We start from the raw sequence: 16,089 nt of genomic DNA, 5'->3' as shown, positions 1-16,089 counted from the left end.
GGCGCGGCCTCAATCCCCAACCGATCCGTCGCTGGCAAAAGAAAGCGCCGCCCCTGCCCGAAGGCAGGAGCGGCGCCCTTAGTCCGTCGATCGGTTCAAATCAGAACTGGAAGTTCAGCGTGCCGATGAAAGCGCGCGGGCTGCCGATCTGGACGAACGGTACCGAGTACTGGACCGTCGAGCCACCGGTGAAGCCGCCGACATAGTATTTATTGAAGATGTTCTGGACGTTGACCTGGAAGAAGGTCTTATCGTTCAGGCCGAGGAAACCGAGCTTAAGGCGCGCGTCGAAGTCGACGGTGCCATAAGCCGGCGTCTTCGCGCCATAGACCTGATAGACGAAGCCACGCGTCCCGGCGAACGCCGTCGTCGTGCCGCTGGTGTTCGCCAGCGTCGGGCAGACCTGGTTCACAAGCGACGCGGTGCACTGCAGGTTCGGCAGGTTCTGATCATTCAGATAGCGCGGACCAGTGACCTTGCCCTGAAGCGCAAGTGAGAGCGGGCCAACGTCACCCTGCAAACGCAGGCCGTAGGTATAGGTGGGCGAACCCGATTCGCGCTTGCCGGCCGTCGCGGCGTAGATCGGCGCACCGACCGAGGTGCAGTTCACGGTCTGAGTATTGGCGCACTCGCCGATCACAACGTCATTCTTGATTTCAGACTTAAGATACGAGCCCCAGGCATAGACAAGGACTTCGCGGATCGGACGATAAGCGAAGCTGGCATCGATGCCGTATTTGTCCACGCGACCCAGGTTGCGATAGATCGTCTGGTCGGTGGTAACGTCATAGGCGCTCGCCAGACGATTGGTGAAGCGCGTGTACCACGGGCTGAGCGTCGCCTGGATCTTGCTGGTCGTGTAGCGGACACCGGCGTCGAAATTGTCCGTCGTCTCCGGGGTCGGATGCGCCGCCGGATTGCTCAGGGCATAGAAGAAGCTCTGATACAGGTTATCCGTGCCAGGGACCTGCAGGCCCTTCGAATAGTTTACGTAAGCTGTGAAACCACCGCCGAACTTATAGGTCGCGCCGGCGTTCGGCAGCACCCGATTGTAGGTGAACACGCGGCGCTGGGGTGCGGACGCAAGTGGGTTCGCCGTAGCATAGACCGTGTTGTCGGCGGTGTTGCCGCGGCCGAGGCAGTCGACGTTGCCGTTCGCTGCCGTGGTGAAGCAGAAGTTGTTGAGGTTGCGCTTGAACCAGGGTGCGCGGACGCCGAGGTTCAGGGTCAATCCGCCGAACGTGCCGCGATACTCGCCCGCGACCTGGTCGAGGATCGCATACGACAGCCGGTCACGCTTCTCGACGAGGCGACCATTCGTCGCGGTGAGACCATTGTTGATCGGGAACACGTCGAACGGCACGCCGTTCGCCTGCAACTTGCCGAGCTCGCCCGTCTGACGGTGACGGCCGTAATCGTGCGAATAGGCGATACGGATCGAGTTGTTCTCGTTCAGATCGTAACGCAGCGACGAGATCAAGCCGTAGCGATGGGTGACCGTCTGGCTTGGCGCCAAAAGGGTGACCGTGTCGAGCTTGTCGCCGTCGCCGTTCAGATCGGTGCCAATATAATATTGGCCGCCGATGAAGCCGTAGAGCGGCGTGGTGATCGCGCCACGCGTCGCATTCGCGGTCTGCGTGTAGCCGGCGGTTTCGCGACCGGTAACCGTGCCGCCGCCGTTCGCCTTGACGTACTGGAAGCTCGGCTCGACCGTCAGGACAAGGCCGCGGGCCAGCGTAAAGCGCGAACTGATGCGGATATTGCCGGTGTTCGACGGATTGTATCGCTCATCGAAGCTCGTGCCGCACGCTATGCCGTTGTTGGAAGCGGTCGGATCGTTGACGGTGCCCGGCGCGTCGGCAACGCCGAATGTGCCCTGTTTCGTCTGGCAGCGCGCGATCGAATAAGGCAGCTCATCGCGATCGAACGGAAAACGGTTATTCGTGCCGGTGCCCGCCGTGCGCGCCGCACCGGTAAGCAGAATCGGGTTCAGCGGCGTCGCGACGACACCCCCAACCGTGCCCGAGGTCGCCTGGGTCAGGACGTTGCTGTCCGTCCGGAGCGGCGCCGAGCCGAAGAAGTTGTTGCGGTTGACGTTGTAATTGGCCGCGATCGAGATGAAGTCGCCGTTCGAACCGATCGGCTGATAGACGCGGCCGTTATACTGCGCCTTGCGGATCTTGCCGAAGTTGTTGAACACCACGTTGTTCTCGGCGTGGCTCATCGACAGCCAGGCCTTGGTGCCGAACTTGGTGAACTCGCCCGTGTTGATCAGGCCAAAAATGCGGAAGAAATTGTAGTCGCCGATCGAACCCTGCAGACGCGCACCGAACTCGTCGGTCGGCATGATCGTGCGATAGTTGACGGTCGAGCCCGATGCCGCGGCGGTCGGGCTGTCGACGTCGGTCGAGCCGTAGCTGACATTGACCTGCTCGATCAGTTCGGGGTCGAGCTGCTGGTTCGAATAGAGTGCGTAATTGCCCGTGTCGTTCAACGGAACGCCGTCGAAAGTCAGCGCGATGCGCGACGAATCGAAGCCGCGGATGGTCAGCGTGCCGCCGCCCGAACCGAACGGATCGTTATTCTGGAAGCTAACGCCCGGCAGTGCGTTGATCGTGTCGAGGATCGAGTTGCCCGGGGTCTGACGCGAGATGAACTCCTGGTTCAGCACGCCGCGCGCCTTGGTCGTGTCCGGAATCTGCATGCCGCCGACGCCCTTGGAATTGGTCGTCGCGGTGATAACGATGTCGCCTTCGAAGTCCGCCGAACCGGCCGACTGCGCAAAGGCTGCCCCCGGAAGCATGATCGCGGCCGCAGCCACGCCAATAAGAAATTGAGTCCGCATTATATTCCCCTTTGGGCGCGAGTCGCTGTTGAGCGCGGCGTTGTTTCACCGTCGCGAGGGCCCATGGAGACTGAATATTTCCGTTGGATGACAACGCAAGAGGGCGATGAGATTACTGTGGATTAAGCCATGCTGCGTTGCAAAAAAGCATCATCCCGCATCCGCCACGATTGCGGCCCATCCGGCCTCATCCATGACTTCAATATTGAGTTCGGCCGCTTTCTTGAGCTTTGAGCCAGCACCGGGGCCCGCGACGACCAGATCGGTCTTCGCCGAGACCGAACCCGACACGCGCGCGCCGAGCGCTTCGGCCTGCGCCTTGGCCTCGTCACGGCTCATCGTTTCCAGGCTGCCGGTGAACACCACGGTCTTGCCGCTGACGCGTGATTCGCGCGCCTTGAAGACGAAGGCGGGCGGGCTGACTTCCGCCAGCAGGTCATCCCACACCGCGCGGTTATGCGGCTCGTGGAAGAAATCCGCCAGCGCATTGCCGACCGCGGCACCGACATTGTCGACGCCGATATGCTCGGCGATCGCCTTGTCGCGCCGCGCGCGGAATTTCTGCTCGTCTTCCGCCAGCGCGGGGACGATGCTGTCGCGGAGTGCGATGATCTCGTCGGCCAGCGCCTTGATCTCCGGCAGGGTGGCATGGCGCTTCAGCAAGTCACGCGCGGTGACCACGCCGACATGTCGGATGCCCAGCCCGAACAGCAGCCGCACCGGATCGGGTGCGCGCTTCGCCTCGATCGCCTCGAGCAGATTGTCGACCGACTTCTCCTTCCACCCCTCTCGCCCGAGCAATTCCTCGCGATGCGCGGCGAGGCGGAAGATATCGGCCGGCTCGGCGATCCAGCCGAGGTCGAGGAATTCGCGAATCGTCTTGTCGCCCAGCCCTTCGATGTCGAGCGCGCCTCGGCTGACGAAATGGCGCAGCCGCTCCTGGCGTTGCGCAGGACAAATCAACCCGCCGGTGCAGCGGATATCGACCTCGCCTTCCTCGGCCAGAGCTTCCGAGCCGCATTCCGGGCAATGGGTCGGAAAGATCCAGGGATCGCGCGGTTCGTCGCGAGTCAGATTCTCGACGATTTGCGGGATGACGTCGCCCGCACGTTGCAGCACGACACGGTCGCCCGGGCGCACGCCGAGCCGCGCGATCTCGTCGGCATTGTGGAGCGTGGCGTTGGTAACGACGACGCCGCCGACCGTCACCGGCTCGAGCCGCGCGACCGGGGTCAGCTTACCGGTTCGCCCGACCTGGATGTCAATTCGCTCGAGCGTCGTCTGCGCGCGCTCGGCGGGGAATTTGTGCGCCAGCCCCCAGCGCGGCGCGCGGCCGACAAACCCCAATCGCGCCTGCCAGTCGAGCCGGTCGACCTTGTAGACCACGCCGTCGATGTCGAACGGCAAATCGGCGCGCTCAGCCTCGATTGCCTTGTATGTCGCCAGCGCCTGGTCGAGCGTGCCGCCCGGCTGGAACTGGCGCGTGACGGGGAAACCCCAGGCGCGGATCGCAGCGATCACCGCCGATTGCGTGTCGCCTGGTAGCGCGCTGGCATCCCCCCAACCCCAGGCAAAGAAGCGCAGGGGACGTGATGCGGTGACGGCCGCGTCCTTCTGGCGCAGCGACCCGGCCGCAGCATTGCGGGGATTGGCGAATTGGCGCGCTTCCTTGCCTGTGTCCTCGGCTTCGGCGAGCAGGCGCGCGTTGAGCGCGGCGAACGCCTGTTTCTCCATATAGACTTCGCCGCGCACCTCGAACAATTCGGGCGCGCCGGCGGGAAGCGTCGCGGGGATATCGTCGATCGTGCGGACGTTGGCAGTGACGTCCTCGCCGATCTGGCCATCGCCGCGCGTCAGCGCCTGGACCAGTCGCCCCATTTCGTAGCGCAGCGAGCAGCTCAGTCCGTCGATCTTGGGTTCGGCAGTCAGCGCGATCGCTTCGCCTTCGCCCAGATTGAGGAAGCGGCGGACGCGGCCGACGAAATCGCCGACCTCCGCGTCATCAAAGGCATTGTCCAGGCTGAACATCGGCCGCGCATGCGCCACCTTGGCGAGGTGTCCGGCAGGCGCGGCGCCAACTTTGCGGCTGGGCGAATCGTCGCGGATCAGATGCGGGAATGCCGCCTCGATCGCGCTGTTGCGGCGCATCAGCGCGTCATAGTCTGCGTCCGAAATCTCCGGCGCGTCGTCGGCATGATAAAGCCGGTTATGGTGCGCGATCTCCGCCGCGAGCTGCTCGAGTTCCTGAGCGGCGGCTTCATCGTTGGCGGGCAGCGGAATCGTCATGCGCCTTTCTTTAGCAGCCAATGCGGCGCAGGAAACCGCGCCGCTCGCCGCAATTGCGCCATGCGCGTCCGGCAAGTTCGACGGCGATGCTGATCGTCCTCCTCGCGATGCAGGCGGCGCCCGTCACCGGCGAGCGGACAATCCATTCCGGCAACGATCTCAACGAGTTCGACCTGGCCAAGGCCAAGCCCAAAGCCGCCGACAATGCATGCGGCGTCGACAACCCCGGCGACGATATCGTCGTCTGTGCGCGCCGCAAGATGATGGATATCGACACCAGCCGGATGCCCGATTTCGCCGAAAAACCGGTCCGCTCGGTCGTCGATCTTCCCGGAGGCGCCAAGGCCGGCCTCGGCACAACCTCGCGCGATGTCGGCGGATTCACCTCGAAAGCCATCATGGCGAAAGTGAAGATCCCTTTCTGAATTTCCCTCCCTGTAAGGGAGGGGCGTTTGCTAGATGGGCAGGTCGAAATGCCCCCCGGGCATTTCTAAATCATGCCGGGGGCATGATTTACCTGCCAATCTCGCAAACGGGGGTGGGTGTAGCGTCGGGCGAGGCTCGATGCCTCGTCCGGCGCTTTTTTTGTCGACGGTGCTGCTGAGTCTTTGAAGGCGCGCAGACGCGCGCACCCMCCCCCTGCCCCTCCCTTGTCAGGGAGGGGAGACCGGCTGACTTAATGCCCAATCACCGTCGCGACCACGAGCACGACGATCCCGGCCAACGACAGCAGCGACAGCCGCACCGTTCGCTCGATCCAGTATGAGCGCCGCCGCGTGAGCGCGAGCGTGGCCGCGATTTCGCGCGAAAAGGTCGTGAAGTTGGCGACATAGCCCCAGCGCGCGCGAAACAGGAACAGACAGATCGCGCTCGATCCGGCCAGCAACCCCATCAGCAGCAGGACGGGCACCATATGCGCGGTCGCGATGTCCAGCTTTGCCGTGTTACGCGCGATCAGGCCGAGAAAGGCCAGGATCAAGCCGTCGAACGAAAGGATTCCCCGCGCCTTGGTCAGCTGCCGGTCGACGATGCGATCGACATAAGCAACCGCCGCATCGCCATAACTCGGATGATCGTCGATCGCACCGTCATCGCTTTTTTCGTATCGCGCCGTCAGCGCTTCGTGATGCCCTTCGGTGCCGCCGGGAATGTCGGGAAACCACGTCATCGCCCAGATCGCGGCAACGATCAGCACCGTGACGAAGATCAGGTCGAACGTTCCCATTATAGTCCGCCGACCGTCCAGGCGGCGCGCGAGGAACGCGACGCGGTCATGCCGCCTCGAGCAAGCGTTCGGCTTGCGCCCGCGCCTCGTCGGTGATGGTCGCGCCCGACAACATGCGGGCAATCTCCTCGCGCCGCGCCGCGCTGTCGAGCGCGCTCACGCCGGTGCGTGTCACCAGGCCATCGGAGGACTTGGCGATGAAATAATGCTGCCCGCCGCGCGCCGCGACTTGCGGGCTGTGTGTGACCACCAGCAATTGCGTGCGATCGGCCAATCGCGCGAGCCGTTCGCCGATCGCGGAGGCGACTGCGCCGCCGACGCCGCGATCGATCTCGTCAAAGATCATCGTCGCCGCCCCGCCTTCCTCGGCCAGACTGACCTTGAGTGCGAGGATGAAGCGCGACAATTCGCCACCCGAGGCGATCTTGGTCAGCGGCGCGAACGGCGCGCCGGGATTGGTCGCGATCTCGAATTCGACGCGATCCTTGCCGCCCGGCCCCCATTGCTCGTCGGGCAAGGTCTCGATCATCGTGCGGAAGCGCGCGGCATCGAGCTTGAGCGGGGCGAGCTCGCCCGCCACCGCGGCATCGAGCCGTGTCGCAGCTGCGTGGCGTTCGGCGGACAAAGCGTCCGCAGCCGCTTCATAGGCAGCGCGCGTTTCGGCCACCCGGCGATCGAGTTGGGCGAGCCCTTCCTCCCCCGCCTCGATCGTCGCGAGTCGCCCGGCCATGTCCTCGGCGAGTTGCGCGAGATCGTCGGGCTGGACGCGATGCTTGCGCGCCATCGCGCGGAGATCGAACAGCCGCGCCTCATCTTCTTCAAGCGCACGCGGATCGAACATCAACGCGGCGCGCGCGGCCGCGAGTTGATCCTCGGCCAGCGCGCCTTCGTTGATCGCGCGATCGAGCGCCGCCAGTGCCTCGCCCAGCGCAGGATGCGCATCGGCGATACGCTCGAGCACGCGCGCGGCTTGACGCAGCCGGGCAAGGCCGCCGTCGGAACCGGCCAGATAGTCGTCGAGCGCCACCATATCTTCGGCGATCTTCTCGGCGCGCTGCATCGAGCGGCGGCGCTCGGCCAGCGTTTCCTCCTCGCCGGGTTCGGGTGCCAGTTGCCGCAATTCGGCGACGGCATGCGCGAGATAGTCGCGGTCACGGGCGGCGGCATCGATCTCCGCGCGCGCCACTGCCAGTGCATCCTCGGCGTCGCGCCAGGCGCGATAGGCTTGCGCCACCAAGCCGGCATGACAACGCCCGAACGCGTCGAGCAAGGCACGGTGACCGCGCGGGTTGAGCAGCCCGCGATCGTCATGCTGGCCGTGAACCTCGACCAGATATTGCGCGAGTTCGCGCAGCAACCCGGCCGAGGCCGGCTGGTCGTTGACGAAACCGCGGCTGCCGCCATCGGCCTTGACGATACGGCGGATGATCAGCGGCTCGCCCGGATCGATCTCGAGCGCATTCTCGGCGAGCAAAGAGGCGATCGGACCGCCATCATGCGGCGTGTCGAAGCTGGCGGTGACCGCCGCTTGCGCCGCGCCCTGGCGGACCAGCCCGCTATCGGCGCGCGCGCCAAGTGCGAGCCCCAGCGCATCGAGCAGGATCGACTTGCCCGCGCCGGTCTCTCCGGTCAGCACGCCCAGCCCGGCCCCGAAATCGAGTTCGAGCGCTTCGATCAGCACAACGTCCCGAATGGCGAGCGAGGTCAGCATCGCGCCATCCTTAGCGGCAAAAATGATGCCGGGTCATCATGCTAATTTGTCGCGCGCGTGCCGCTTATTCCCTCTCCCGCTTGCGGGAGAGGGAGGGGCCCGCCGCCGCAGGCGGTGGGAGGGTGAGGGTCTTCTTTCTTCTTCTGTTTCGGCACACGCTCGGAAGAAGGAAGAAGACCCTCACCCAACCCTCTCCCGCAGGCGGGAGAGGGCTAATGAGCAGGAGAGGACTAAATTACTTCGGGATCGGACCGTTGCCCGCGCCGCCGGTGTTGCTGGTGCCGGTCGAACCGCGACCTTCGTCCTTGGCGGCGACGCCCGGCGTGCCCGGCGCGATCGGCTGGGCATCCTTGAAGCCGACCGGGATCGGCAATTCGCCCGCCGCCAGCGGCGCCGTCGGCTTATAGGGATGGTCTTCCATCAATTTATAGGCGCGCTTGTACCAGTCGGTGCCGGGATAATTGGCGCCGAGCACGGCGGCCGATTTCTGCGCTTCCTCGGGCACGCCGAGCGCGAGATAGGTTTCGGTCAGGCGCATCAGCGCCTCCGGCACGTGAGTCGTGGTCTGATAGCCGTCGACCACCGCGCGGAAGCGGAGCGTCGCCGCCAGCCACTGGCCGCGCGTTTCGTAGAAACGGCCGATCTCCATTTCCTTGCCCGCGAGGTGGTCGCGGACCAGATCGATCTTGAGCCGGGCATCGGCGGCATATTTGGTGTTGGGATAGCGGCGGACCAATTCGCCCAGCGCGTCGAGCGCCTGCTGGGTGATCTTCTGGTCGCGGGTGACGTCGGCGATCTGCTCGTAATAGCCGAGCGCCACCAGGTAATAAGCATAAGGCGCGTCGCGATTGCCGGGATGGACCGCCAGGAAGCGCTGCGCCGACTGGATCGACTGCGTGTAGTCGGTGTCCATATAATAGCTGAACGAACTCATCAGCTGCGCGCGGCGTGCCCAGATCGAGTAAGGATGCTGGCGCTCGACTTCGTCGAACAGCACCGCCGCTTCCTTGTATCGACCCTGGTCGAGCCGGGTCTTGGCGAGCGTGTAGAGCGTGCCGACATCGCGCGCGATATAGGGCACGTCGCCCTTCTTCAGGCCGCCGCCGCGGCCGGCGCAGCCCGCCATTGGCAAAGCGAGGAGAGCGATGAGCGCGAACGCGACGGGACGGGACTTGGCAATACGCATGGCGCGTGGTCTTAGCGCAGCGCGCGCGGGGCGCAAACTATCCTTTTACGCGGCCCGTCGCGTTGCGATGACGTTGCGCGGGATCAGTCGCCGGGTCCATGCGTTCGCATCCTGAAACCGTTAACCGGGAGGGCTTTGACCGATGACCGCCACCTTGCTTGCCACCAAACGCGTCGAAAAGCCGTGGGGCCGGCACACTTTATGGCCAGGCTTCAGCGATCCGGCGCCCGGCGGCGACCCGGTCGGCGAGATATGGTTCCAGACTCCGGACGCGGGCACGCCCGACCTGCTGATCAAATATCTGTTCACCAGCGACCGGTTGTCGGTCCAGGACCATCCTGATGACGAAGCGGCGCGCGCGGCGGGCTATCCGCGCGGCAAGGATGAATGCTGGGTGATTCTCGACGCCGAACCGGACGCGACGATCGCGCTCGGTACGAAGGAGCCGACCACGCGCGAGAAGCTGCGCGCGGGCGCGCTCGACGGATCGATCGTCGACATGCTCGACTGGAAGCCGGTCAAGGCCGGCGACTTCCTCTATTCGCCGGCCGGCACCGTCCATGCGATCGGCGGCGGCATCACCTTGGTCGAGGTCCAGCAGAATGTCGATCTGACCTATCGCCTGTACGATTATGGCAGCGACCGCGAACTCCATCTCGATGCGGGGTTGAAGGTCGCCGATCCCAATCCATTCGTGCCCGAGCCGATCGTCGGCGAAGTCGAGCAAGGCCGCACGATCCTGTGCGAGGGCCCGAAATTCGTGCTCGAACGCTGGACCGGCGGCGATCGGACGGTCACCTTGCCGGATGGCGTCACCGGCTGGCTCACCCCGCTCAAGGGCGAAGGCGTCGCTGACGGCGTCGCGTGGCGTGCCGGCGAATGCGTGACGGTCAGCGGGACGGCGCACGTCCACGCCGCGATAGGAAGCGACGTCCTGTTCGCTTATCCCGGCGATACGCGCGTTTGAACTTGGGCCGCTCTAGCCCTCATTAACCATATCGGGTTTAGAACAGACGGATGCTGCGCGTCCTCACGCTTTCGACCCTGTTTCCCGACGCCGGCCGGCGCAATTTCGGGGTGTTCGTCGAGCGCCAGACATTGGGGCTGGCCGCGCATCCCGATGTCGAGTTGCGCGTGGTGGCGCCGATCGGACTGCCCCCCTTTCCGCTCGCGCTGCGCGGCCGCCATGCCCAGCTGGCGGCGCTCCCGCTGGGCGAGCAATGGAAGGGCGTCGACGTTTACCGGCCGCGCTTCCTCGCGATGCCGGCTACCGCCGGTCGGCTCCATGTCCATTTCCTGATCCGCGCCTTGGCCCCCTTGCTGACCGATTTGCGGCGCGAGTTCGCCTTCGACGTGATCGACGCTTCGTTCTTCTTTCCCGACGGCCCCGCCGCGGTCGCGCTCGGGCGGCGATTCGGCGTCCCCGTCTCGATCAAGGCGCGGGGCAGCGACATTCATCACTGGGGCACCGCCGCCGCAACCGCTGGCCAGGTCCGCGCCGCGGGCAAGGGCGCCGCCGGGCTGCTCGCCGTGTCGGACGCGATGAAGCGCGACATGGTGGCGATGGGCATGCCGGCCAAGCAGATCCGCGTCCATCGTACCGGGGTCGATCTTGGCCAATTCGCGCCGCGCGATCGTGGCGAAGCCAAGGCGGCGTTGAACGTTCGCGGACCGCTGGTGGTGTCGACCGGCGCGCTGATCGAGCGCAAGGGCCACGACATCGTCATCGAGGCGATCGCAGCGCTGCCCAACGTGCATCTGCTGATCGCCGGCGAAGGTGCCTGTCGCGGCGCCCTCGAAGCCAAGATCGCGGCGCTGGGACTAACCGATCGCGTCCGGCTGCTTGGCGCGGTGCCGCACGGCGACATGGCGGCCTTACTCGCTGCCGCCGACGTCATGGCGCTGGCGTCCGAGAATGAGGGCCTGGCCAATGCCTGGGTCGAGGCACTCGCCAGCGGCGTCCCGGTGGTGATCCCCGATGTCGGCGGCGCCCCGGAAGTCGTGACCGAACGCGCTTATGGCCGGATCGTCGGGCGCACCCCGGCCGGGTTCGCCTCGGGCATTGCCGCGGTGCTGTCGGACCACACGCCGCCAATGACCGTCAGGGCCGGCGCCGAGCGCTTCACTTGGGAAGCGAACACCGCCGGCCTGTACGATCACCTGAAAGCGCTGGTCACTTCTTCTTAGGCAGGTCCAACGGCGTCCCGCGCCAGGATGCCGCCTGATATTCGCTGAGGCTCACCAGATTGCCCATCTCGACCGGCATGTCGATCAGATGGAGTCCCCAATCCTTGAGCGTCGCGCCGTTGACGACGACATCGCCGACGATCGTATCGGTGCGCGGATCCTGGGGATTGGCGTTCACCGTCACCGCCAGATAATTGAACCCGCCGTTCGACACGCATTCGGCGGAGATCAGCCCGGGCACCGAGACGAACGGCGTGGTGACCGGTGCATTGTCGCTGGTCCACGGTCCCATCGGCGCGCTGGCGAGTCCTGCGCCCTTGGCGCCAAGGACCGCATCGGTCACTGCCTTGCCGCCACCCAGTGCCGCCGGATTGACGCAGGCCGCGACCATGCCGGGCTGTGGCACCTTGCCGAAGCGGCTATTCTCGGGTGGGGGCGAATCGGCACGGAAGGTCACGTAGCTGACGACGCAGCCATATTGATCCATCGCCTTGCACAGCTTAGTCCGCTTGAAGTCGCCCCCGACATCGCCGCCCACCGGCACCGCGACATTGGTGCCGAGCAGATAGGCAGCGATCAGCAAGCGGCGCTGGCTGGGGTCATTCTCGATCACCTCGGCGAGCAGTTGCTTGAGGATCCCTGCTCCCTGGCTGTGGCCGATCAGCACGACGCCGCGGCCAGCCTGATATTTGTCGCGATAGGCGCGCCACGCCGCCTCGATATCGAGATAGGCGAGCTTGCGGTCGGCGGCGCTCGCCTTGCCGGCCATGATGTCGCGCAGCGCGGTCAGCGTGACCTGGCGATAGAGCGGCGCATAGACGCGGCACTTGGCGCTGAAGCGCGCGGCCTGCGATGCCGCGACCTGCTTTTCCTCCGGCCCGATATTGAGATCGCTGTTGGGCGTCGGGTCGAGCGACACGGTCGGATAGACGTAGAAGCAATCATATTTGGGCGCAGGGTCGGCCTTGAACTTGACCACCTTGCGCTTGCCGTCGCCGGTGATGACGGTGACGTTCTGGTCGACCGCACAAGCGTCCTGGCGGCCGGGCAGGCAGAGCCAGCCCGCGTCGGCGTTGTAATCGGGCGCAGGGATGGCGGCGAATTGCGGCGGGGGCGGTGCCGGCACGACGATCGGCGCGGGTGGTGCCGCTGCCGGCGATACCGTCGGCGCGGTTTGCGCCATGACGGGCGCGGCGAACGCCGTCATCAGCGCGCCCACGAACAGCAACCTCTTCATGTCAAGACTCCCCTAGCTTTTATGCCCGGGCGGAGCCTAGCCGAGCGCGCGCCGGGATCAAGCCACGGGGTAGAAGGCGCCGACGACCCAGCGTCCCTCGCCGCGCAACATGCCCCAGGCGCGCGCCGCCGCGCGGCTGTCCATCGCCTCGATCCCGATACCCCGCGCCTCGAGCGCGCGAACCAGAGTCACCGGTGGCCGAACCAGCGTCTGGCCGGTCCCGAGCAACAGGAATTCGGGGCGCGGGTCGAGCGCCAGCACCAGCTCTAAATCGCCCTGAGCGAGCGCCGCGAGCGGTGGCGGCGTCCAGCCATCGGCGCGCTCGGGCGTGATCGCCAGCGCGTGATAGACATTGTCGTCGACGCGAAAGCCGGCCGCGCTCAGTCCCGAGACGACCGGCCCGTCGCTACGGGCACGGTCCATCCGCATCAGTTGTTACCCGGTCCGACGCGCTCCGCCCCGGTCGCCGCATTGGGCTTGCCCGGCTTGTCCGGCGTCGGCTCGGCGCGCAGGCCGAGCGTGATCAGCAGAGACGACGACACGTAGATCGACGAATAGGTCCCGACGATCACGCCCAGGATCATCGCCGCGGTGAAGCCCCGCAGCACGTGTCCGCCGAAGATCAGCAGCGCGACCAGCGCGAGCAGGATGGTCAACGAGGTCATCACGGTCCGCGGCAGCGTCTCGTTGACCGACAGGTTGATGATCTCGCGCATGTCCATCTTGCGATAGCGGCGCATATTCTCGCGGATGCGGTCGTCGATGACGATCTTGTCGTTGATCGAATAACCGATGATCGTCAGCACCGCGGCGACGATGTTGAGGTCGAATTCGAGCTGGGTCAGCGCGAAGAAGCCCAGGGTCATCAGCACGTCGTGCATGATCGCGACCACGGTCGAGACGCCGAATTGCCATTCGAAGCGGAAGATCGCGAACAGCCCGATCAGCAGCACCGCGACGACCACCGCGAGAATGCCGTTCCACACGAGTTCGCCCGACACCTTGCCTGACACCGCGTCCTGCTTGGAGAATTGCGCGCCGGCGAAGTTCGCCGCCAACGCCGCCTTGACCTTCTCGACCACCTGGTTGGTCGCCGCCGGATCGCTGCTTTCCGGACGCGGCAGGCGGATCGACAGCGTGGTCGGACCCCCGACCTGTTGCAGCGACGCCTCGCCGACCTTCAGGTCGTCGACCACCTTGCGCACCTTGTCGACGCTCGGCGCGACCATGAACTTCTCTTCGATCATGATGCCGCCGACGAAGTCGACGCCCATGTTGAGGCGGTGGATGAACACCAGCGCCACCGCTGCGATGGTCAGCAAGGTGGTCAGCCCGAACGCCCAATAACGCAGGCGGACGAAATCGATATTGGTATCGTCGGGGACGATCTTGAGCAGGCGCATGGTGAGCGGCCCCTTAAATGTTGATGGTCTGCGGACGATGCTTCCGCAGCCAGAGGACGACGAGCATGCGGGTGAAGGTCACCGCGGTGAACACCGAGGTCGCGATGCCGATCAGCAGCACGACCGCGAAGCCCTTCACCGGGCCCGATCCCAGCAACAGCATGACAACGCCCGAAATGGCGTGAGTCATGTTCGCCTCGAAAATGGTGCGGCTGGCTTCCTTATACCCCAGCTCGACCGACTGCATGACGCTTCGCCCGCGCCGTCGTTCTTCGCGGATACGTTCGTTGATCAGCACGTTGGCGTCGACCGCGGTGCCGATCGTCAACACGAAACCGGCGATACCGGGCAAGGTCAGCGTACCGTTGAGCACCGCGAGCACGCCCATGATGACGAGCACGTTGATGACCACGGCGTAATTGGCGTAGAGGCCGAACCGGCCATAGGTCACCAGCATGAACAGGACGACCAGGATCACGGCGATGATCGACGCCTTGATACCGGCATCGATCGAGTCCTTGCCGAGTTCGGGACCGACAGTGCGTTCCTCGATCACCTTGAGCGCGACAGGCAGCGCGCCCGACTTGAGCTGGATCGCGAGATCATTGGCGCTCTGGAAGGTGAAGCCGCCCTGGATGACGCCGCTGCCGCCCAGGATCGGCCCTTCGATATTGGGGGCCGAAATCACCGAGCCGTCGAGGATGATCGCGAACGGCTTGTTGACGTTCTCCTGCGTGGTCTTGGCGAAGCGCTTGCCGCCTTCGGTATTGAACTGGAACGCCACGACCGGCGCGTTGGTCTGCGGATCGTTCTGGACGCGCGCGTCGGTCAGATCCTGACCGGTGATGATCGCGGCGCGGCGCACCGCGATGACCGGTACCTTGTTCGCCGGATAGCCGACATAGGGATAGCCGCGGCCCGCGGCACTCGGATAGGGCAAAATCTGGTCGCCGATCGGCGACTGTCCCTGCGCCAGTTTGGCGGTGTCGGCCGTCGTATCGACCAGCTTGAACTCGAGCTTGGCGGTCTTGCCCAGCAGCGCCTTGAGCGCGGTCGGATCCTGCAGGCCCGGCACCTGGACGACGATACGTGTCGCGCCTTGGCGGATGATGGTCGGCTCGCGCGTGCCGAGCGAGTCGATGCGGCGACGCACGACTTCCGTCGCGCCGCTCATCGCGCTGTCGATCGCCTCGTCGACCCCGGCCTTGGTCGGCGTGATCACGAAGCGCGTCGAATCGACGACCTGGATGTCCCAATCCCGCTGCCCGGTCATCTGCGCGCCCGTGGTCATTTGCGACAGGCGCTGGCGCGCATCCTCCAGCTGGGCGACATTGCGCAGCATGAAGCTGACCTTGCCGCCGTCGGTGGTGATATCGCCGACGTCGATCCGGGGCGCCTTGCGCATCGCGGTCGCGACGCTGTCGCTCATCAGGTTGACGCGGTCGGTCACCAGCTGGCTGGTATCCGCTTCGAGCAGCAGATAGCTGCCGCCGGCGAGATCGAGACCCAGGTTGATGCGCGGATGGACCGGCCAGCCTTTGGTCATGTCCTCGGGGAAGAAGCTCGGGATCGCGAGCGCCATCAGCACCGCGAGGAACCCGAAGATCGAGAGGACTTTCCAGCGCGGGAAATCGAGCATCAGTCGTTCGCCGGCTTTGCCGTGGTCGGCGACAGGATCTCGGTGATCGCGCCGCGCGCGACCTGAACCTTGACGTTAGGCGCGATTTCCAACTCGACATAGCTGTCGGTGGTCTTGCTGACCTTGCCCAGGATCCCGCCCGAGGTGATCACTTGATCGTTCTTCTTGAGCGCGTCGATCGCGTTGCGCAGTTCCTTCGCGCGCCGCTGTTGCGGGCGGATCATCAGGAAATAGAAGCCGACGAACAGCAGGATGAAGGGAGCGAAGTTGACCAGCAGGGCGAAGGGGTCGGAACCGGGAGCGGCGCCGCCGGCGACCTGGGCATAAGCTGAAGGAATGAACATGAGCATCCTGAAAAAAGGGCATGGCT

The 16,089-nt window shown here is 65.2% G+C and carries 13 protein-coding genes; 3 read left to right on the top strand and 10 right to left on the bottom strand.

Going from position 1 to position 16,089, the window contains the following annotated elements:
* Nucleotides 1–100: 100 nt before the first annotated feature.
* Together AC1DSD_RS00430 and ligA are read right to left on the bottom strand one after the other, a co-directional pair.
* Nucleotides 101–2,845 (bottom strand): TonB-dependent receptor, encoded by a 2,745-nt coding sequence (locus AC1DSD_RS00430; protein WP_478027647.1) that lies wholly within the window; start codon nucleotides 2,843–2,845, stop codon nucleotides 101–103.
* A 150-nt stretch (nucleotides 2,846–2,995) separates the two neighbouring features.
* Nucleotides 2,996–5,131 (bottom strand): NAD-dependent DNA ligase LigA, encoded by a 2,136-nt coding sequence (ligA, locus tag AC1DSD_RS00425; protein WP_478027646.1) that lies wholly within the window; start codon nucleotides 5,129–5,131, stop codon nucleotides 2,996–2,998.
* 20 nt (nucleotides 5,132–5,151) lie between these two features.
* On the opposite strand from ligA, the gene AC1DSD_RS00420 reads away from it, so the two are divergent.
* Nucleotides 5,152–5,556 carry a hypothetical protein gene (locus AC1DSD_RS00420; RefSeq protein WP_478027645.1) on the top strand — a complete coding sequence of 135 codons (405 nt, stop codon included), beginning with the start codon at nucleotides 5,152–5,154 and terminating at the stop codon, nucleotides 5,554–5,556.
* Between the two features lie 251 nt (nucleotides 5,557–5,807).
* Here the strand turns inward: AC1DSD_RS00420 and AC1DSD_RS00415 are convergent, their stop codons facing one another.
* From AC1DSD_RS00415 to AC1DSD_RS00405, 3 genes are all read right to left on the bottom strand, one after another.
* Nucleotides 5,808–6,356, bottom strand: coding sequence for a hypothetical protein (locus AC1DSD_RS00415; protein ID WP_478027644.1), 549 nt, complete (start codon nucleotides 6,354–6,356; stop codon nucleotides 5,808–5,810).
* Between the two features lie 46 nt (nucleotides 6,357–6,402).
* Nucleotides 6,403–8,067, bottom strand: coding sequence for a DNA repair protein RecN (gene recN, locus AC1DSD_RS00410; RefSeq protein WP_478027643.1), 1,665 nt, complete (start codon nucleotides 8,065–8,067; stop codon nucleotides 6,403–6,405).
* A gap of 235 nt (nucleotides 8,068–8,302) precedes the next feature.
* Nucleotides 8,303–9,253 carry an outer membrane protein assembly factor BamD gene (locus AC1DSD_RS00405; protein WP_478027642.1) on the bottom strand — a complete coding sequence of 317 codons (951 nt, stop codon included), beginning with the start codon at nucleotides 9,251–9,253 and terminating at the stop codon, nucleotides 8,303–8,305.
* Between the two features lie 142 nt (nucleotides 9,254–9,395).
* Between AC1DSD_RS00405 and AC1DSD_RS00400 the strand changes: the two genes are divergently transcribed.
* The gene (locus tag AC1DSD_RS00400; RefSeq protein ID WP_478027641.1) at nucleotides 9,396–10,220 is read left to right on the top strand and encodes a class I mannose-6-phosphate isomerase; all 825 of its coding nucleotides are present in this window, start codon (nucleotides 9,396–9,398) and stop codon (nucleotides 10,218–10,220) included.
* A 50-nt stretch (nucleotides 10,221–10,270) separates the two neighbouring features.
* Entirely contained in the window at nucleotides 10,271–11,440 is a 1,170-nt protein-coding gene (locus AC1DSD_RS00395) for a glycosyltransferase (RefSeq protein WP_478027640.1), read from the top strand.
* On the opposite strand, the gene AC1DSD_RS00390 is transcribed toward AC1DSD_RS00395, so the two are convergent.
* Genes AC1DSD_RS00390 through yajC form a run of 5 tightly spaced genes read right to left on the bottom strand, consistent with a single transcriptional unit; the run spans nucleotide 11,427 to nucleotide 16,063 of the window.
* Entirely contained in the window at nucleotides 11,427–12,677 is a 1,251-nt protein-coding gene (locus AC1DSD_RS00390; protein WP_478027639.1) for a DUF3089 domain-containing protein, read from the bottom strand. The two genes, AC1DSD_RS00395 and AC1DSD_RS00390, sit on opposite strands and share 14 nt — an antisense overlap.
* Before the next feature lie 57 nt (nucleotides 12,678–12,734).
* Nucleotides 12,735–13,106 carry an MTH938/NDUFAF3 family protein gene (locus AC1DSD_RS00385; protein WP_478027638.1) on the bottom strand — a complete coding sequence of 124 codons (372 nt, stop codon included), beginning with the start codon at nucleotides 13,104–13,106 and terminating at the stop codon, nucleotides 12,735–12,737.
* Nucleotides 13,106–14,080: a protein translocase subunit SecF gene (gene secF / locus AC1DSD_RS00380; protein ID WP_478027637.1), complete on the bottom strand. Its 975-nt coding sequence runs from the start codon at nucleotides 14,078–14,080 to the stop codon at nucleotides 13,106–13,108. The genes AC1DSD_RS00385 and secF overlap by 1 nt, the downstream gene beginning before the upstream one ends.
* A gap of 13 nt (nucleotides 14,081–14,093) precedes the next feature.
* Nucleotides 14,094–15,719, bottom strand: coding sequence for a protein translocase subunit SecD (gene secD, locus AC1DSD_RS00375; protein WP_478027636.1), 1,626 nt, complete (start codon nucleotides 15,717–15,719; stop codon nucleotides 14,094–14,096).
* Complete coding sequence (gene yajC / locus AC1DSD_RS00370; RefSeq protein ID WP_478027635.1) at nucleotides 15,719–16,063, bottom strand: preprotein translocase subunit YajC; 345 nt, start codon at nucleotides 16,061–16,063, stop codon at nucleotides 15,719–15,721. Before yajC ends, secD begins: the two co-directional genes overlap by 1 nt.
* Nucleotides 16,064–16,089: the final 26 nt, after the last annotated feature.

It is taken from the genome of Sphingomonas sp. P4_D12 (genome assembly GCF_056401895.1).
The sequence above is the reverse complement of the archived record's forward strand: the minus strand, read 5'-3'. Positions and strand labels throughout refer to the sequence as shown.